Raw genomic sequence first — 17,205 nt, forward strand, 5'->3', positions numbered from 1 at the left:
ACAACGCGTGTGCGCAACCAAGCGGACGTTTGGGCGTGCCATAATTTGGGGAAGTGTGACCGCGATCATGACCGACGACGCAAAGACACCCGGCCGCAACGTTAAGGTATGGGACCTGCCGACCCGTATTTTCCATTGGACCTTAGTTGCGATGGTGCTGATCGGTTTTCTCACCGGCTGGGTGTTTCCCGAAAACACCATGGGCCTGCATCTGTGGGCCGGTTACATCACCGTGATTTTGCTGGTGTTCCGCCTGACCTGGGGCTTGTTCGGCAGCGAGTACTCGCGCCTGGAAACCTTTACCTTCAGCCCCGTGCACATCCTTGAGCACATGAAGGAGCTGATCACCCTGCGACCGGTCAAACACTATATCGGTCATAACCCGACCGGCTCGTTGATGGTGTTCGGCCTGTTGTTCGTGCTGACGGTCATCACCCTGTCGGGATTGATGGTTTTGGGCGGTGAGGAAAACCAGGGGCCCTTGGCCGGGGCCGCCAATTACATCATCGGCGACATCGCCAAGACCATCCACACCGGTTTCGTCATTTTGCTTTTGGCCATGATCGTGCTGCACATCGCCGGGGTGTTCGTGGAAATCAAGCTCACCGGTGAAAACCTGGTGCGCGCCATGATCACCGGCTTGAAAAACGTGCCCAAGGATACCCCTGCGCTGCAACACCGAAAAGCACGTCCTTTGGCCGCTGCCATCGTTATATTCGTGTTCGTCGGTTTGGCAGGCAGCATGCTGTGGGCGTTTTCGACCATGCCGCCCTCGGGATTGTTATATTTGCCGCCCAACGACACCTATGAAAGCGAATGCGGCGATTGCCACAAACCGTTCCACCCCAGTCTGCTGCCCATCGACAGCTGGACCAAGATGATGGCCGGGCTGGATGATCATTTCGGCGAGGACGCGACGATCGGCCAAGACAGCGTCATCGAAATCACCGCATACCTGACGCGCTATGGCGGCGAAAATTGGGATACTGAGGCCGCCAACCGGTTTCGCAACGTCAACCCCGAAGCGCCTTTACAGATCACCGAAACGCCCTATTGGAAACGCAAACACGAAGACGTCAAACCGGAATACTTCAAGCTGAAGAAGGTGGGCGTGAAATCCAATTGCGGCGCTTGTCACACCGATCATTACAGTGGTCGTTTCGACGACCAGAAAATCAAGATCCCGAAGGAGAACTGAGACATGAAATCCATCAAAACGTTGGCCTGCACACTCACTTTAGCCGCCGCATTCGGTGCCGCCGTGGCAAGCCCGGCGTCCGCCGGTCCGCGCGAAGACATCATCGCCGGCTTCATGGCCCAGGGCGCCGGCCCAGGCAATGCCGCCAACGGCGCGGCCATGTACACCAAAAACTACGGCACCGGCAAACCCGACACGCCCAAATGCACCACCTGTCACGGCGCGACGCCGCAGCAGGCGGGTCAGACCCGCACCGGCAAAGCCATCGACCCGATGGCGGTGTCGCGCGCCCCGGACCGCTTCACCGACAAAAAGAAGGTCGACAAGTGGTTCTTGCGCAACTGCCAAGGCGTGATCGGCCGCGAATGCACGCCGCAGGAAAAAGTCGACTGGATCACCTACCTGTCCAGCCAGTAACGCGTTCGATTCAAGCAGGCGGTTAGGGCCGTTCCCCAACCGCCTGTCTTGTTATTTTCAATTGGGGGAAAACAAATCATGAAAAAAGCTCTTTTCCTTGCCGCCGCATTGGCCGTCACGGCCAGTGTCGCACATGCCGAAAGCTTCACGCCGATCACCGATCAAAAAGTCATTGCCGCGTGCGGCGAATGCCATATGACCTTTTTTCCGCAAATGCTGCCTCAAGCGACTTGGAAAAAGATTATTTCGGACCTGCCCAACCACTTCGGCGAAGACGCCTCGCTGGACGCCGAAACCCAGGCTTACGTGTTGAACTATCATCTCAACGATGCCGCCGACGTTCAGTCCACCCGTGCCGCCAAGAAATGGATGGATAAGGTCGATCTGAACAACCCGCCCACACGCATCGTCACCGCCCCGCGCTTTGTCAGAAAACACAGCGAAAGCGAGTTCACCCGCATGTGGGAACGCAAAAACGTCAAGTCGAAAGCCGACTGCGTGGCCTGCCACAAGAACGCTCAACGCGGCATTTTCGAAGACGACTGATCTCGAACGCGTAGACACAAAAAAGCCCGGCTTTCACCGGGCTTTTTTTATTGAGCTTGCAGACGCTTGATCTGCGCCTCGGCCTCGGCCACGCCATCGGCGTTACCCATGACCTGGTAGGCCTTGGCCAGGCGTTGCCACCCGGCCAGATCGTCGGGGTTTTCCTTCAAGCGATCGGCCAGACGTTGCACCATCGACTGGATCATCGCTTGACGATCATCCGTCGACATCTGCTGAGCATCCTGCATCTGTTGAACGCTGGGGCCTGGCGCCGCAGCCGCACCACCTGTTGCGCTGCCCGTCGCGCCGCCCTGCAGACGCGCAATCTGCGCTTCGGCTTCGGCCAACTTGGCGGTATCGCCCATCACCCGATAAGCTTGGGCGAGGCGTTGCCAACCAGCCAAGTCGTCGGGGTTTTCCTTTAAGCGGTCGGCCAAGCGTTGGACCATAGATTGCACCATGGCCTGGCGTTCCTCGGGGGTCATTTGCTGCGCGTCTTGCATTTGTTCCGCGGTCGGCCCCGGCGCATCCGCCGTCGCGTCAGCGGGCGGACCTGCTGGCGGCAACATCGCCACCACCGGCACATCGATGCCCATTTCGTTGGCCAAGCTTTTCATGCGATCTTGAATTTGTTCGACCCATTCGGCATCGGACGGCGAATGTTCGAGCAACTGAACGTATTCGTCCAAGGCCCCCCGCAGGTCGTCGTGCTGCTGACGTTCCAGCGCCAAATAAAAGTACGAGCGCGGCTCGGTCGGGTCCTTTTGCTTGATTTCCTTGAGCAGTTTCGCCACCTCCGGAATCACCACCGTCTGTTCGGCCATGATCTGCGCCTCGGCCCACGCGGTCAGTGCTTCGGGATGGCGTTCGGTGAGGTTGACGACGTTCTCATAAGCGTTCGCCGCATCCGTATGACGGTTCATCGCCTCGTAGACCTGGGCGAGGATCAGCCAGCCTTCGATGTCTTTGGGATTGTCCTTGAGGCGCTGTTCCAATTGGGCGAGCAATTCCATTGCCCGCGCGCGGGTGTCGCCCCCCTCGCCCTGGCCTTGGGCCTGGGCTTGCTGCTGCATCACCTGGCGTTGCGCCAACGGTTGATCGCGCAATTCGGGCTGGCCGAGATAAAGATAAAACGCCACCGCACCCAGCGGCACCGCGACCATGATCGCGGCGATCAACGCCATCGACGATTTGGGTTTGGCCGTTTCGGCGATTTCGAGGGCGCTGTCTTGTTCTTGCGCCACGGCCAACATGCGCCGTTCGATTTCGGTACGCGCGGCCAATGCCTGATCTTCGCTCAACACCCCGCGTTCCAGATCGCGGTCGACCTCGGCCAGTTGATCCTTATAGACGGTGATGTCGAAATCACCGCGTCCCGGCGCAGCAGCCTCGGACTTGGCCTTGCGCGCCAATGGCGCGATCATGAACGCCAGCGCGACGACGGTCAGCGCAGCGGCAACACTCCAAAACGCGATCATGCGTTATCTTCCTTCAAAAGTTCGTCCAGGCGACGGCGTTCGGCGTCGCTCAAGGGTTCGGCCTGAACGCCGGTAGCCAATTCGGTGTGGCCGTCGGCGGCCTTGCGGCGGCGAAACATCATCACCACCCAAACCAGGCCGAGACCGGCAATCACGCCCGGACCGATCCACAACACCAGCGTCGCGGTCTTGAACGGCGGGTCGAGCAACACGTAATCGCCGTAGCGATCGACCATGTAGTCGAGCACCTGTTGATTGGTGTCGCCCGCGGCAATGCGTTCACGCACCAGAACCCGCATGTCGCCCGCCAACTCGGCGTTGGAATCGTCAATGGATTGGTTCTGACACACCACGCAACGCAATTCCTTACCCACTTCGCGGGCGCGTGCTTCCAGGGCGGGGTCTCTCAAAATCTCGTTCGGCTCGACGGCGTGGGCGCTCATAGGCGCCAACACGGCAAGCAGCAACGCGGCGGCGAGTGTGCGAATCATGTTTTGCGCAGCTCCTGTATCAGCGGCCACAAGGTGTTTTTCCACACTTCCGGCGTAATGGGACCGATCTGCTTATAGCGGATCACCCCGTTTTGATCGACGATGAAGCTTTCCGGCGCGCCCGTCACGCCGAACGCGATGGCGGCTTTAGAATTTGGATCGTCGCCGATCAGCGTGTACGGATCGCCGTACTTGGCCAGCCATTTCGGCCCCGCTTCGGGGTTCTTTTCTCGCCAGTCGATGCCGTAAATCGGCACCAAGCCTTGCTCCTTGATAGTCATCAGAAACGGATGCTCAGCCTGACAGGCCACGCACCACGAGCCGAACAAGTTGACGATGGTGACTTGCCCCAACAAATCCTTGGAGCCGAAGCCGCGTTCGCGCCCTTGAATCGGATCCAATTCAAACGGCGGCACTTCGCGGTTGATCAACACCGACGGCAAGATGTTGACCGACTTGCCGCCACTCACCTGTTTGAGCTGCAGGATCGAAAAGCCGCCAACGACCACCAGAACCAGCAACGGAATGACGTATAAAAAACGTTTCATGAATGCGTTCCTTATCCGTCTTATTCAGCTGGGGCCGGTTGAGCCGATTGAGCCGAGGCACGCTTCTTGGTCTTTTCCGGCGCGCCGATGCGATGACGGCGGTCGGTCAAGCTGACCAGCGAACCCAAAACCAACATCAACGAACCGAGCCACAGCCACAGCACCAGCGGGTTGTGGTAGATGCGCATCACGTAGCCGGAACCGTTTTCTTCTTTGTTGCCGAGGGCAACGTAAAGATCGGCCAAGAACGTGGTTTCGATCGCCGCCTCGGTTGTGGGGCGGCCCTGCACCGGATAGACGCGGTTTTCGGGATACAGCCAGGTGTAGTGATTGCCGTTTTTCGTCACCTCGACCGCGCCGACCTGAGCCACGTAGTTGGGCCCCTGGACGTCGCGCACACCCTTGAGCGTGTAGGTGTAGCCCGCCAAGTCCACGGATTGATCGACGGCCATCACCTGGATGCTTTCTTGCTTCCACACGGTCGAACCAATCATGCCCGCGATGGCGATGCCGAGCCCTGCGTGGGCGAACGTCATGCCCCAGCTGGAGCGCGGAATGTTGACCAAGCGGCGCAACGACGTGCCCAGATCGGTTTTGAACAAGCGAATGCGCACCGCGATCTCGGTCAGCGTGCCGACCACCAGCCACGCCGAAAGGCCCGTGCCCAGAACCGACAGGAAGCTGGCGCGTTCGATCACCAGCCAGTTGGCCACAACCGTGATCACCGCGACGATGAACGCCACGGCCAATTGCTTGAGCGCACGCCCCGCATCGCCGCGTTTCCACGACATCAACGGACCGAAGGCCATCACGATGATGGCCGGAACCATCAAGGGAATGAACACCGCATTAAAGAACGGCGGACCGACGGACACTTTGCCGCCACCCAGCGCATCCAAGAACAACGGATACAAGGTGCCGAGCAACACAGCTGCCGCCGCAACCGTCATCAACAGGTTGTTAAGCAGCAAAGAGCCTTCACGCGATACCGGTTGGAACAAACCGCCGGCTTTGAGTTCCGGTCCGCGCACCGCGAACAAGGTGAACGAACCACCGACCACCGCCAACAACAGGCCTAAGATAAACACGCCACGCGCCGGATCGGATGCGAACGAATGCACCGAAGACAGCACGCCGGAGCGCACGATGAAGGTGCCGAGCAGCGAAAACGAGAACGCCACGATGGACAAAAAGATCGTCCAGCCTTTCAAGGTGTTGCGCTTTTCCACCACGATGGAGCTGTGCAGCAACGCGGTGCCCACCAGCCACGGCATGAACGACGCGTTTTCCACCGGGTCCCAGAACCACCAACCGCCCCAGCCGAGCTCGTAATACGCCCACCACGATCCCAGCACGATACCGGCGGTGAGAAAACCCCACGCCGCCAGCGTCCAAGGCCGCACCCAACGGGCCCACGCGGCGTCAACGCGGCCTTCGATCAGCGCCGCGATGGCGAACGAAAAAGCGATCGAAAAACCGACGTAGCCGAGATACAGCAGCGGCGGATGGAACGCGAGACCGGGGTCCTGCAAAAGCGGGTTGAGGCCTCGGCCATCCATCGGCGCGGGAAAAATGCGCTCGAACGGGTTCGAAGTCAGCAAAATGAACAGGTAAAAACCCAGTGCGATCAGCGCCTGGATGCCCAGCACACGGGCGCGCAGGCTGGGCGGCAAATTTCGCCCGAAGGTCGCCACCGCCAGTCCGTAGATGGCGAGGATCAACACCCACAACATCATCGAACCTTCGTGGTTGCCCCACACGCCGGAAACTTTATACAGCATCGGTTTCATCGAATGGGAATTCGACGCCACGTTGAGCACCGAAAAATCCGACACCACATACGCATAGGTCAGCGCCGCAAAAGAAAGCACAGCAAACAATGCTTGTGCGACGGCGGCTGGGCCGGCGAAGCGCATCCATTGCACATCGCCGCGCGCGGCGCCGATCAAGGGCACGGTGGCTTGAAAGAACGCCACCATCAGACCCAAAATCAACGCGAAATGGCCGAGCTCTACTATCATTTTGCGGCTCCCGCTTCATCGCCCTGCCACTGGCCGGACTTTTTCAAGGCATCGACCGCTTCGGGCGGCATGTAATTTTCGTCGTGCTTGGCGAGCACCTCTTCGGCTACGAACGTGCCGTTGACCACCTTGCCGGTGGTCACGATGCCTTGGCCTTCGCGAAACAGATCGGGAAGCAGGCCTTCGTAAACCACGTCGACGGTGTTTTCCATGTCGGTGACGCGAAAGCGCACCACCGCGGAACCTTCCGCGCGCTGCACCGAACCTTCTTCGACCAAACCGCCCAGGCGGATGCTTTGATCGGGGTCGGGTTGCTTGACGACGATGTCGGTCGGGCTGTGGAACAGCGACACGCCGTCACCCAGCGCATACAGCACCAAGCCAGTGGCAACGCCGACCAGCGCCATGGCGACGATGACGAATGTGAGACGTTTGTGTTTACGCTTCATCGCCATTGAGGCTCTCCTTCGCGTCGTTTTTATTGGGGCGCGTTTCGCCCTTTAACCGTTCAAAGGTGGCTTCGGTGGTTTTCAATCCGCGCAGGCTGACGACCAACAAAACGATCATCACCACCGCCGTCATCACGTAAGACGGCCACACGTACGCGCCGTACCCGCCCATGGAAAAGAATTCGGCCATGACTGGTGCTCCCTCAGCCGCCGTGAACCTGCTTTAAGCGCAGGATCCGGACTTTGTTGGCGGTCAGTTCTTGGCGGATACGCACCAACAGAACCCATACATAGTAAGTCTTGAAGGCAACCGCCATGATCAACAGCGGCCACAACATATCGGGATGAATCGACGGGCCACCCATTTTGATCACGCTGGCGGGCTGGTGCAGGGTGTTCCACCAATCGACCGAGAACTTGATGATCGGAAGATTCACCGCGCCCACCAACGCCAAAATGGCCGACGCCTTGGCGCCGCGCGCACGGTCGTCGAACGCGCCTTGCAGCGCCATGTAGCCGATGTAGAGAAACAACAAGATCAGCATCGAGGTCAGACGTGCATCCCACACCCACCACGTGCCCCACATGGGCTTGCCCCACAACGAACCGGTCGCCAGCGACAAAAACGTGAACGCCGCGCCGACCGGTGCGGTCGACTTGGCGGCAACATCGGCCAGCGGATGTTTCCAGATCAACGCCACCGCCGACGCGATGGCCATCGCCGCATAACAAAACATCCCCATCCACGCGGCGGGTACGTGCACGTACATGATGCGCACGCTTTCACCCTGCTGGTAATCGGGCGGCGCGGTGAAAAAGGACATGTACAAGCCGACGGCGAACAGCAAAATCGTGATCGCGGCCATCCATGGCTGAACGGCGGTGGCAATTTTCAAAAATCGAGTTGGATTGGCAAAGCGGTGCATAGAGTCCCTGTCGTCATTCAAGCGTAAAACGCATTTGTTTTTTTCGTTTGCATCTCTGCGGGCATCGGTTTTACCCGTTTAACCTCGATTTAGCCAGACTGTGCCCCGTCCAGATGGCGGAAATGAGGCAAATGCGACCATTTGGCCGTACTATTCGAGGGCTTGGCGCAGGCCCGCCGCCGCCGCCCATGGCGTCAACGCCAAAGAGCCCACCAGCAACGCGGCGAGAAACAGCATATGCGGACGCACCGCCTGGTCGAAGATCGCCGCGTCCACAGCAGACACGCCGAAAATCAAGATCGGGATGTACAGCGGCAACACCAGCAGCGACAACAGCACCCCGCCGCGCCGTGATCCGAGGATCAAAGCTGCACCGACAGCGCCGATCAAACTCAGCGTCGGTGTCCCCAGCATCAATGCCCCCAACAGGGTCCAAAAGCCGTCGTCGGGCAATTGCATCAACACCGCCAACAGCGGCGCGGTAACGATCAAGGGAAGTCCCGTAGTCAGCCAATGCGCCGCGACCTTGGCCAGCACCGTGATTTCCAACGGAACCGGGGCCAGCGCCAACAATTCCAACGAACCATCGTCGTAATCGGTCTGAAACAGGCGTTCCAACGACAGCATGCTCGACAGCAACGCCGCCACCCAGATCGTGCCGCCGGCGATTTTCGCCAAGGTGTTCACTTCCGGGCCGACGCCGAACGGGAACAGCACCACCGCGATGATGAAAAACGCCACCACCATGAGGCTGTCCATGCCCTGGCGAAAGGCCAGGGCGATGTCGCGTTTGACGAGTTCGATGAATTTTCCCATAGCGCCCGCCCTAGACCATCACATGTTCGTCAAGCGGCGCGGTGCATGTGAAATCGGCCAAGTTCAGGGTTTCCGCTCCCGGCGTGTCGATGTCGGCATGGGTCGACAGCACCACCATGCCGCCTGTGTCGCGATGAGCTTGAATGGCCGCTTCCAAACGCTTGATGGTGGCTTTGTCCAACGCCGTGGTGGGTTCGTCGAGCAACCACAACGGCGCGGGCGCGGCGATGATCCGCGCCAAGTTGACGCGGCGCTTTTGCCCCGCCGACAAAAACCGTCCCGGCACGTCGTAAAGATGACGGATCGCGAACACGTCGAGCGCGGTGCGGATCTCATCCTCGCCCCGATCGCGCAAGCGGGCCCAAAAGCCAATGTTTTCCGCCGCCGTCAGAACCGGTTTGACGGCGTCGTGATGGCCGACGTAATGCAGCCGCGCGCCATGTTCGTCGATTTCGTCCAACGCATCTTCGTCGCCCCACAACATGCGGCCATCGGCCGGGCGCAACAATCCCGCCATCATGCGCAACAGCGACGATTTGCCCGCGCCATTGGGGCCGATCAACACCAATGCGCCGCCCGCGTTCAAATCGAAGTCGAGGTCGCGAAAAACGGTGCGTTCCCCACGCACGCACATCAAATTTTCGCCTCGAAAGCGGGTCATGTCGAAATCGGTCATGTTTGAAAAATCGTGTTGCCCCTCGTTAGGCCTCGGACCTTAAACGATCCCCCGCCAAATACAAGTTGGCTCAAAAAAACAAATCTTGGTTTATGCAAAAAAATGGCCGGGTTCCTAAGAACCCGGCCAGTTGGTCAGCACTGCAAGTAAATCTAGGTTCCTCAAAGAAAGGGCAGTTGGGAGGGAGCCTTTAGAAGAAGAACAATCAGATCAGAACTTGTTTCACCTGTGTTGTGAGGAGCTGTAACATCGGGAGGCTCGCTCTTGGGGGAGGGGGATGAGCCATCCGATGCAGATGATTAAAGCCTCACATTGTGGTCGGAATATGTCACAAAGTGGGAAATGTGATGGTTTTCAACTCAACGCAAAATCGCTATACCCATTGCAATACTTTACGATATCCACAGACCGCACACGAAAACCTACCCGAAAGTGTATTATCGCTGTTCTGGCGGATGTTAATCGTGTATAGAAAACGCACCGAATGCTGCGCCGCAACATAAGCGGCCGCTCAACGTGGCCAGACAGCAGACTGAATACACAACGCTCAAAAACGGTAAGGAGCCCCAAATGGCCGGACAGGACACGCTCAAAACCCGCCGCACCCTTGAGGTAAACGGTAAGTCTTACGATTATTTCAGCCTTGAAGCAGCCCAACAGGCGGGTCTCGGCGATGTTTCCAAACTGCCCTATTCCATCAAAGTCCTGGTCGAAAACCTGTTGCGCTTCGAAGACGGCCGCACGGTTTCCACCGACGACGTCAAGGCTGCGGCCTCGTGGGCGTCCGACGCCAAGGGCGGACATGAGATCGCGTATCGCCCGGCGCGCGTCCTGATGCAGGATTTCACCGGCGTTCCGGCGGTGGTCGATCTGGCCGCGATGCGCGACGCGATCGTGTCGGTCGGCGGCGATCCGAAGAAAATCAACCCGTTGAGCCCCGTCGATCTGGTCATCGACCATTCGGTGATGATCGATTTTGCGGGCACCGGCGACGCCCTGGAAAAGAACGAAGCGCTGGAATTCGAGCGCAACAAGGAACGCTATGAGTTCCTGCGTTGGGGCCAGCAGGCGTTCGACAACTTCCGTGTGGTGCCGCCGTCGACCGGCATTTGTCATCAGGTCAACGTCGAAAACCTCGCTCAAGTGGTGTGGACCAAGGACGAAAGCGGCAAGACCGTCGCCTTCCCCGACACCTTGGTCGGCACCGACAGCCACACCACCATGGTTAACGGCCTGGGCGTTTTGGGTTGGGGCGTGGGCGGAATCGAAGCCGAAGCGGCGATGCTGGGCCAGCCGGTGTCGATGCTGATCCCCGAAGTGGTCGGTTTCAAGCTGACCGGCGAAATGAAAGAAGGCATCACCGCCACCGATTTGGTGCTGCGCATCGTCGAAATGCTGCGCCAAAAAGGCGTGGTCGGCAAGTTCGTCGAATTCTACGGCCCGGCGCTGGATCACCTGAGCCTGCCGAATCGTTCCACCATCGCCAACATGGCCCCCGAATACGGCGCGACCTGCGGCATCTTCCCGGTGGATGAAGCGACCATTACGTATCTCAAGCTCACCGCGCGCGACGATGACCGCATCGCCTTGGTCGAAGCCTACGCCAAGGCGCAAGGCATGTGGCGCGACAGCTCCACCCCTGACCCGGTGTTCACGTCGACGTTGGAATTGGATATCTCCACCATCGAGCCGTCGATTTCCGGCCCCAAGCGCCCGCAGGATCGCATCGATCTGAAAAGCGCCGCAAGCGGCTTCAAAACCACCCTCAAGGACATGGCCGGCGCCGACGCGCCGCGCGAATCCGATGTCGCCGGCGCAGATTACAAATTGCGTGACGGCGACGTGGTCATCGCCGCGATCACCAGCTGCACCAACACCTCGAACCCCGACGTGCTGATCGCCGCCGGTCTGGTGGCGCAAAAAGCCCGCGCCTTAGGTCTGCAATCCAAACCGTGGGTGAAGACCTCGCTGGCGCCCGGCTCTCAAGTGGTCGGCGACTATCTGCAAGACGCCGGGCTACAAGACAGCCTCGATGCCATGGGTTTCAACATCGCCGGGTTCGGCTGCACCACCTGCATCGGCAACTCCGGCCCGTTGGCCGCGCCGATCGCCGACGCCATCACGTCGGGCGATTTGATCGCCACTGCCGTGTTGTCGGGCAACCGCAACTTCGAAGGCCGCATCAGCCCGCACGTCAAAGCCAACTATCTGGCATCCCCGCCATTGGTGGTGGCCTACGCCATCGCCGGGTCGATGACGCGCGACATCATCAACGACCCGCTGGCCAAAGACAAAGACGGCAACCCGGTCTATCTCAAGGATATCTGGCCGACCAACGCCGAAATCGCCGCAACGGTCGCCAAGGTCGTCACCGCCGATTTGTTCGCCAAACGCTACGCCGATGTCTTCAAAGGCACCAAGGCATGGCAGAACGTCAAAACCGCAACCGGCGAGACCTTTAGCTGGAACGCCGGTTCGACCTACATTCAAAACCCGCCGTTCTTCACCGGCTTGGCGCCGGAACCCGATGCCGTCACCGACATCAAAGGCGCGAAGCTGTTGGCGGTGCTGGGCGATTCGGTGACCACCGACCACATCTCCCCGGCAGGTGGCTTCAAGCCCGAAACCCCGGCCGGTCAGTATCTGAGCGAACATCAAGTCCGGCCCGAGGACTTCAATTCCTACGGTTCGCGCCGCGGCAACCACGAAGTCATGATGCGCGGCACGTTCGCCAACATCCGCATCAAGAACGAACTGGCCCCCGGCACCGAAGGCGGGTTCTCGGTTTACAACGGCAAACAGACCACCATGTACGACGCCGCCATGCGCCACATGGCCGACGCCACCCCGCTGGTGGTGATCGCGGGCAAGGAATACGGCACCGGATCGTCGCGCGACTGGGCGGCCAAGGGCACCAAGCTTTTGGGCGTCAAAGCCGTGCTGGTGGAAAGCTACGAGCGCATCCACCGTTCCAACCTGGTGGGCATGGGCGTGTTGCCGCTTGAATTCAAAAACGGCCAAACCCGCGCCGACTTGAACCTCAAAGGCGACGAAACCTTCGACATCACCGGCATCGAAGGCGGCATCACCCCCGGTCAGGACGTCCAGGTCGCCATCACCCGCGCCGACGGATCGTCTGAGACCGTCGTCGCCAAATGCCGCATCGACACGCTGGACGAGGTCGAATACCACCGTCACGGCGGGATTCTCAGCTACGTGCTGCGCAATCTCAACGCATCGTAACGGCATCTCCAAAAAATTGTTCCGCAACTCACCCCCGGCCTTTCTAAAGGGCCGGGGGTTTTGCTATGGTGGCGCCATGAAAACTTTTACACGCCTGACCACCCTTTTCATGGCCGCCCTGGCGTCGCTCGCCATTGGCTTGAGCGCGCCGGTCGCGCACGCCGCTTATAAGGATGGCCTGGTTTTGGTGCGTCAAGGCAAGTGGGCCAAAGCGATCAAGGAGTTCAAGGAACTGGCCGAAACCGGACATGCCCAGTCGCAGTTCAGCCTCGGCCTGATTTACCATTTGGGTCGCGGCGTGACCAAGGATCTCTCCAAGGCCTACAACCTCTACAAAGCGTCCGCGCTGCAAGACCATCCCCCTGCCATCAACAACCTGGGTATGATGTACCTGAACGGCGAATACGTGGAAAAGAATGCCGCCGTGGCCTTCATCATGTTCGAAAGGGCCAGCGCCGAACATGCCCAGGCCAAAGACAACCTGGGCCGCTGCTTTGAAAACGGCTGGGGCGTCGAACAGGACATCGAGCAAGCGAAGAATTTCTACGAACTGGCCGGCGACGATGGCTATAAGCTTGGCTATTACCACCTTGGCGAATTGCACGAGAAAGGCGGGGGGGGGATGCCGCCCGACATTCAAGAGGCCATCAAATGGTACCAAACGGCGGGCGAAAACAGCTTTGCCAAGGGTTACCACCGCATCGGCGAGATTTACGAAAAAGGCATCGGTGTGCCCCGCGACCGCGATCAAGCCGTCAAATGGTACGAAGAGGCCGCCGCCACGGGTTATGACCCGTCGATCTTGAAACTCAAAGATCTTAAGCCCTGAGCGCAAAAAACGCGGCCCCTGTTAGAAGGACCGCGCTTTTCACGTCATCCGGGACGAAGCCCCAAACGATTACATGATGCAGTTTTTCGCGAAGTCAGCCGCTTCGTTGCTGCTCCAATCGCCTTTGGGTTTTTCCTTCATCTGCGCGCACCATTCGGGCGAACCGACTTCCGGCGAGCACGCGGCCACGCCCAAGGCGAACAGGGTTGCAAAACCCACCGTTGCGAGTTTTTTCACAGTCGTCATAAATGCCTCCTCCTGCTATCGAATTTCAGCTCCACATTCTAAATCGTATTAAAGAGCGTGGACCATCACCGACGCAAGACGTTTTGCAAATGCCGCCGGATCTGCCGGCGCCTCGCCATCGGCGATGCGTGCTTGGTCGAGCAGCAGATGCGCCGCATCCTTGAGCAAGCCATCGTCGGCATTTCCACCGGCACGTTCCGCTAGCTTTTTAACAATAGCATGCGTTGGGTTGATTTCCAGAACCCGAGGAAGGCCGCTTTTCATTTGCCCGTGACGGCGCAATAAGCGTTCCATATTGACGTCCATGTCGCCCTCGTCGGCGACCAGACATACCGGGCTTTCGGTCAAGCGTTTGGAGGCGCGCACGTCCTTGACGCTCTCGCCCAGTTCCAGCTTGATGGCGGCGATCAGGGTGTCCAGGTCAGGCGCGTCTTCGGCTTTGTCGTCTTCGGCCTTGGCTTCGCTTGCGTCGGACTTGATGGCGTCGAGGTCCGCCGCACCACGGGTGATCGATTTGAAGGACTTGTCGCTGAACTGGGTGATATGCTGCATCCAGAACTCATCCACCGGATCGGTGAGCAGCAACACCTCCACGCCCTTGGCCTTGAAGCCTTCCAGATGCGGCGAGGTCGCAACCTGTGCGGCATCTTCGCCGGCGATATAATAGATCGCGTCCTGGCCATCCTTCATGCGTTCCACATAGCCCGTCAACGACGTCATGTCTTCCGCGGTGGACTTGAAGCGCGCCAATTCAAGCAAACTGTCGCGCATGGCGAAGTCGTCGACCAGGCCTTCCTTCAGGACCACGCCGAAATTGTCCCAAAACTGGGCATAATCGTCGGGCGACTTGTCGGCCTTTTTCTTCAGTTCGGACAAGACCTTCTTGGTCAGGCCGGTGCGAATTTTGGCAAGTTTCGGATCGGTTTGCAGCATCTCGCGCGAAATGTTGAGCGACAGGTCTTCGCTGTCGACCACACCGCGCAGGAACCGCAGGTATGGCGGCAACAGTCCGGCGGCCTGTTCGGTGATAAACACCCGGTTCACATACAGCTTCACATGCCCCTTGCGTTCGGGATCGAACAGATCGAACGGACGCATCGACGGTATGAACAGCAAGTTGGTGTAGCTGACCACACCCTCGATGCGGTTGTGAATGGTGAGCCACGGCTCGTCGAACGCATGGGCGGAATGGTGGTAGAATTCCTTGTATTGTTCCGCCGTCACGTCTTTGGCCGCACGGGTCCAGATGGCCGACACGGCGTTGAGGGTCTCTTCGCCGAGCACGACCGGAAAACCGATGTGGTCGGAATAGGTTTTGACGATGTGGGTGACGCGCGAGGTCTCTAGAAATTCCTTGGCGTCTTTTTTCAGGTGCAGGACCACCGTGGTGCCGCGCTCCGATCGCGCCGCGTCGCCGTTGACTTCCTCAATGGTGAATTGTCCCTTGCCGTCGGACACCCATAGCCAGCTCTCTTTCTCTCCGGCCTTCTGAGTGGTGACTTCGACCTTATCTGAGACCATAAACGCCGAATAGAACCCGACGCCGAACTGCCCGATCAAGCCGAGGTTCTTTTTCTCGTCCTTGCCCAACTGCTCGATGAACGCCCCGGTGCCGGAACTGGCGATGGTGCCCAGCGTCGCCAGCAGGTCGTCGTGGTTCATACCCACGCCATTGTCCGAAATGGTGATGGTTTTAGCTTTTTCATCGATGCTGAGTTCGATCTTGAAATCGTGATCGCCTTCGATCAGCGACGGTGCGGTCAAGGCCTGATGGCGCAGCTTGTCGCACGCGTCGGACGCGTTGGATATCAGTTCACGCAGGAAAATTTCGCGGTTTGAATACAGCGAGCCCGCAACGATGTCCAACAAGCGGCTGACTTCGGTTTGAAAGGAGAAAGTTTCCTTGCTCATGACGGTGATCTGTTCCTTATCTGTATCTGTTACGCACGTGAAACCGCGTCCTAAGACCCGCGAGATATGGGCGAAAACGCCCCGTTGCGCAAGTCTGGGCAGGCTAAATTATTCCGCAGCACCGCGCGCAAGGGACTCGCGAAGGCGCGAAGGCGGGCGTATACTGAAAGAACAGGAACAATGGACATTCCAAGATGCTCAAATCGCGCTGTTTTCCCGTGATGACATCGGCAAAATCCCACCTTTTCGCGGACCGTCCGGCCCGCCGTCCCTGTATCCAATCCAAACTCCAAGGGGAGAGCGATCATGCAAGTTCCCGTCCAGATCAGTTTTCACGGATGCGACCATTCCAATGCCGTGGAAAGCGAAATTTTTGAGCGCATCGATAAAATCGAGTCTCAATATGGACGCATCACCAGTTGTCGCGTGGTTGTCGAACTGCCGCACAAATCTCAAGCTCAAGGGAAGCTGTTTCACTTCAACATCGATATGACCGTGCCGGGCGCCGGCCACATCGTTCATAACGACCGTGGCCAAGACCCTGCACACGAAGACGTCCATGTCGCGCTGCGCGACGCGTTCAATGCCGTCGATAACCAGTTGAAAAAGGTCGTCGGCAAGCGCCGCGACGAACAACGCAAAGCAGCCGACGAAGAGATGTTGGGCTGAACCATCGAACGGAGAACCGCTTTTGGCACCGCCCATAGATGCCCAAAGCCCGCGTGACGGCCATGCCCGCGCGTTGGCGCACGCCATTCAGCGCGAGGCCGCTGAAACCGCATTTTGGACCGGGCGCAGCCGATTTTCCGATCGCGTCATCGACGCCGTCGCCCGGGTGGCGCGCGAGGCCTTCATTCCCGACCCGGTGCCGCTCGGCGTGGCCTACGCCAATCGCCCGCAATCCATCGGCCATGGACAGACCATATCGCAGCCCTACATCGTCGCCTTGATGACGGACCTCTTAGACCTACAAGGCGGCGAACGGGTGCTCGAAATCGGTACCGGGTCAGGGTATCAAGCCGCCATACTGGCGGAGCTTGGCGCCGATCTTTATAGCGTCGAGCGCTTGGAGGCCCTGGCCGATCACGCCCGCACCGCGTTGGAACGCCAAGGATTTTCGGGCGTTCACATCAAGTGCGGCGATGGCACCCTGGGCTGGGCTGAACATGCCCCGTACGACGCCATCGTGGTCACCGCCGCCGTTGACGGGCCGATCCCCAAAGCGCTGATTGAACAGCTCGCGCCCGGCGGTCGCATGGTCATTCCTCAAGGCCCCCACCTGGGCCCGCAGATGCTTTTGCTCGGACGCAAAGACGCTCAAGGGGATTTCACCAGCCAAGCGGTTTTACCGGTGTCTTTCGTGCCGCTTGTTTCCTTGCTGGAAAACCAACGCAAACAAGGCTAAAACTT

The 17,205-nt window shown here is 59.1% G+C and carries 18 protein-coding genes; 7 read left to right on the top strand and 11 right to left on the bottom strand.

The window, feature by feature from the left end; translation table 11 throughout:
- Positions 1-67 precede the first annotated feature (67 nt).
- The 3 genes from VIN96_RS09995 to VIN96_RS10005 all read left to right on the top strand — a co-directional run bounded on the left by VIN96_RS09995 (position 68) and on the right by VIN96_RS10005 (position 2,161).
- On the top strand, positions 68-1,198 hold the full coding sequence (locus VIN96_RS09995; protein ID WP_331895871.1) for a cytochrome b/b6 domain-containing protein: 1,131 nt from the start codon (positions 68-70) through the stop codon (positions 1,196-1,198).
- Between the two features lie 3 nt (positions 1,199-1,201).
- Positions 1,202-1,615 carry a DUF1924 domain-containing protein gene (locus VIN96_RS10000; RefSeq protein WP_331895873.1) on the top strand — a complete coding sequence of 138 codons (414 nt, stop codon included), beginning with the start codon at positions 1,202-1,204 and terminating at the stop codon, positions 1,613-1,615.
- A 78-nt stretch (positions 1,616-1,693) separates the two neighbouring features.
- Positions 1,694-2,161, top strand: a complete 468-nt coding sequence (locus VIN96_RS10005) for a hypothetical protein (protein ID WP_331895875.1) — start codon at positions 1,694-1,696, stop codon at positions 2,159-2,161.
- Positions 2,162-2,208: 47 nt separating this feature from the next.
- Here the strand turns inward: VIN96_RS10005 and ccmI are convergent, their stop codons facing one another.
- The 9 genes from ccmI to ccmA all read right to left on the bottom strand — a co-directional run bounded on the left by ccmI (position 2,209) and on the right by ccmA (position 9,566).
- A complete protein-coding gene (ccmI, locus tag VIN96_RS10010; protein ID WP_331895876.1) occupies positions 2,209-3,639 on the bottom strand; it encodes a c-type cytochrome biogenesis protein CcmI in 1,431 nt (476 codons plus the stop codon).
- A complete protein-coding gene (locus VIN96_RS10015) occupies positions 3,636-4,130 on the bottom strand; it encodes a cytochrome c-type biogenesis protein (RefSeq protein WP_331895877.1) in 495 nt (164 codons plus the stop codon). The genes ccmI and VIN96_RS10015 overlap by 4 nt, the downstream gene beginning before the upstream one ends.
- The gene (locus tag VIN96_RS10020) at positions 4,127-4,678 is read right to left on the bottom strand and encodes a DsbE family thiol:disulfide interchange protein (RefSeq protein ID WP_331895879.1); all 552 of its coding nucleotides are present in this window, start codon (positions 4,676-4,678) and stop codon (positions 4,127-4,129) included. Before VIN96_RS10020 ends, VIN96_RS10015 begins: the two co-directional genes overlap by 4 nt.
- A 20-nt stretch (positions 4,679-4,698) precedes the next feature.
- A complete protein-coding gene (locus tag VIN96_RS10025; RefSeq protein WP_331895881.1) occupies positions 4,699-6,699 on the bottom strand; it encodes a heme lyase CcmF/NrfE family subunit in 2,001 nt (666 codons plus the stop codon).
- Positions 6,696-7,148 (bottom strand): cytochrome c maturation protein CcmE, encoded by a 453-nt coding sequence (gene ccmE / locus VIN96_RS10030; RefSeq protein WP_331896059.1) that lies wholly within the window; start codon positions 7,146-7,148, stop codon positions 6,696-6,698. Before ccmE ends, VIN96_RS10025 begins: the two co-directional genes overlap by 4 nt.
- Positions 7,138-7,338 (bottom strand): heme exporter protein CcmD, encoded by a 201-nt coding sequence (gene ccmD, locus VIN96_RS10035; protein ID WP_331895883.1) that lies wholly within the window; start codon positions 7,336-7,338, stop codon positions 7,138-7,140. Before ccmD ends, ccmE begins: the two co-directional genes overlap by 11 nt.
- A gap of 13 nt (positions 7,339-7,351) precedes the next feature.
- On the bottom strand, positions 7,352-8,074 hold the full coding sequence (locus tag VIN96_RS10040) for a heme ABC transporter permease (protein ID WP_331895885.1): 723 nt from the start codon (positions 8,072-8,074) through the stop codon (positions 7,352-7,354).
- 150 nt (positions 8,075-8,224) lie between these two features.
- Positions 8,225-8,890, bottom strand: a complete 666-nt coding sequence (gene ccmB / locus VIN96_RS10045; RefSeq protein WP_331895886.1) for a heme exporter protein CcmB — start codon at positions 8,888-8,890, stop codon at positions 8,225-8,227.
- Positions 8,891-8,900: 10 nt separating this feature from the next.
- Positions 8,901-9,566 carry a heme ABC exporter ATP-binding protein CcmA gene (gene ccmA / locus VIN96_RS10050; protein WP_331895887.1) on the bottom strand — a complete coding sequence of 222 codons (666 nt, stop codon included), beginning with the start codon at positions 9,564-9,566 and terminating at the stop codon, positions 8,901-8,903.
- Positions 9,567-10,136: 570 nt separating this feature from the next.
- On the opposite strand from ccmA, the gene acnA reads away from it, so the two are divergent.
- Together acnA and VIN96_RS10060 are read left to right on the top strand one after the other, a co-directional pair.
- Positions 10,137-12,809: an aconitate hydratase AcnA gene (acnA, locus tag VIN96_RS10055; RefSeq protein ID WP_331895888.1), complete on the top strand. Its 2,673-nt coding sequence runs from the start codon at positions 10,137-10,139 to the stop codon at positions 12,807-12,809.
- 76 nt (positions 12,810-12,885) lie between these two features.
- Positions 12,886-13,638 carry a tetratricopeptide repeat protein gene (locus tag VIN96_RS10060; RefSeq protein ID WP_331895890.1) on the top strand — a complete coding sequence of 251 codons (753 nt, stop codon included), beginning with the start codon at positions 12,886-12,888 and terminating at the stop codon, positions 13,636-13,638.
- A 69-nt stretch (positions 13,639-13,707) separates the two neighbouring features.
- On the opposite strand, the gene VIN96_RS10065 is transcribed toward VIN96_RS10060, so the two are convergent.
- Both VIN96_RS10065 and htpG read right to left on the bottom strand, forming a co-directional pair.
- Positions 13,708-13,884 carry a DUF3012 domain-containing protein gene (locus VIN96_RS10065; protein WP_331895891.1) on the bottom strand — a complete coding sequence of 59 codons (177 nt, stop codon included), beginning with the start codon at positions 13,882-13,884 and terminating at the stop codon, positions 13,708-13,710.
- Between the two features lie 48 nt (positions 13,885-13,932).
- A complete protein-coding gene (gene htpG / locus VIN96_RS10070) occupies positions 13,933-15,795 on the bottom strand; it encodes a molecular chaperone HtpG (RefSeq protein ID WP_331895892.1) in 1,863 nt (620 codons plus the stop codon).
- A gap of 306 nt (positions 15,796-16,101) precedes the next feature.
- On the opposite strand from htpG, the gene VIN96_RS10075 reads away from it, so the two are divergent.
- Together VIN96_RS10075 and VIN96_RS10080 are read left to right on the top strand one after the other, a co-directional pair.
- Positions 16,102-16,464: an HPF/RaiA family ribosome-associated protein gene (locus VIN96_RS10075; RefSeq protein WP_331895894.1), complete on the top strand. Its 363-nt coding sequence runs from the start codon at positions 16,102-16,104 to the stop codon at positions 16,462-16,464.
- 22 nt (positions 16,465-16,486) lie between these two features.
- Positions 16,487-17,200 (top strand): protein-L-isoaspartate(D-aspartate) O-methyltransferase, encoded by a 714-nt coding sequence (locus tag VIN96_RS10080; protein WP_331895895.1) that lies wholly within the window; start codon positions 16,487-16,489, stop codon positions 17,198-17,200.
- The last annotated feature ends 5 nt before the right edge of the window (positions 17,201-17,205 follow it).

The sequence above is a fragment of the Magnetovibrio sp. genome (assembly GCF_036568125.1).
Taxonomy (GTDB): domain Bacteria; phylum Pseudomonadota; class Alphaproteobacteria; order Rhodospirillales; family Magnetovibrionaceae; genus Magnetovibrio.

Coding starts and splice junctions, on each gene's coding strand:
- VIN96_RS10060 (WP_331895890.1), top strand. CDS start 12,886: ATGAAAACTTTTACACGCCTGACCACCCTTTTCATGGCCGCCCTGGCG.
- VIN96_RS10020 (WP_331895879.1), bottom strand. CDS start 4,678: ATGAAACGTTTTTTATACGTCATTCCGTTGCTGGTTCTGGTGGTCGTT.
- VIN96_RS10040 (WP_331895885.1), bottom strand. CDS start 8,074: ATGCACCGCTTTGCCAATCCAACTCGATTTTTGAAAATTGCCACCGCC.
- ccmA (WP_331895887.1), bottom strand. CDS start 9,566: ATGACCGATTTCGACATGACCCGCTTTCGAGGCGAAAATTTGATGTGC.
- VIN96_RS10015 (WP_331895877.1), bottom strand. CDS start 4,130: ATGATTCGCACACTCGCCGCCGCGTTGCTGCTTGCCGTGTTGGCGCCT.
- ccmB (WP_331895886.1), bottom strand. CDS start 8,890: ATGGGAAAATTCATCGAACTCGTCAAACGCGACATCGCCCTGGCCTTT.
- VIN96_RS10005 (WP_331895875.1), top strand. CDS start 1,694: ATGAAAAAAGCTCTTTTCCTTGCCGCCGCATTGGCCGTCACGGCCAGT.
- htpG (WP_331895892.1), bottom strand. CDS start 15,795: ATGAGCAAGGAAACTTTCTCCTTTCAAACCGAAGTCAGCCGCTTGTTG.
- VIN96_RS10025 (WP_331895881.1), bottom strand. CDS start 6,699: ATGATAGTAGAGCTCGGCCATTTCGCGTTGATTTTGGGTCTGATGGTG.
- ccmE (WP_331896059.1), bottom strand. CDS start 7,148: ATGAAGCGTAAACACAAACGTCTCACATTCGTCATCGTCGCCATGGCG.
- ccmD (WP_331895883.1), bottom strand. CDS start 7,338: ATGGCCGAATTCTTTTCCATGGGCGGGTACGGCGCGTACGTGTGGCCG.
- ccmI (WP_331895876.1), bottom strand. CDS start 3,639: ATGATCGCGTTTTGGAGTGTTGCCGCTGCGCTGACCGTCGTCGCGCTG.
- VIN96_RS10075 (WP_331895894.1), top strand. CDS start 16,102: ATGCAAGTTCCCGTCCAGATCAGTTTTCACGGATGCGACCATTCCAAT.
- VIN96_RS10065 (WP_331895891.1), bottom strand. CDS start 13,884: ATGACGACTGTGAAAAAACTCGCAACGGTGGGTTTTGCAACCCTGTTC.
- acnA (WP_331895888.1), top strand. CDS start 10,137: ATGGCCGGACAGGACACGCTCAAAACCCGCCGCACCCTTGAGGTAAAC.
- VIN96_RS09995 (WP_331895871.1), top strand. CDS start 68: ATGACCGACGACGCAAAGACACCCGGCCGCAACGTTAAGGTATGGGAC.
- VIN96_RS10000 (WP_331895873.1), top strand. CDS start 1,202: ATGAAATCCATCAAAACGTTGGCCTGCACACTCACTTTAGCCGCCGCA.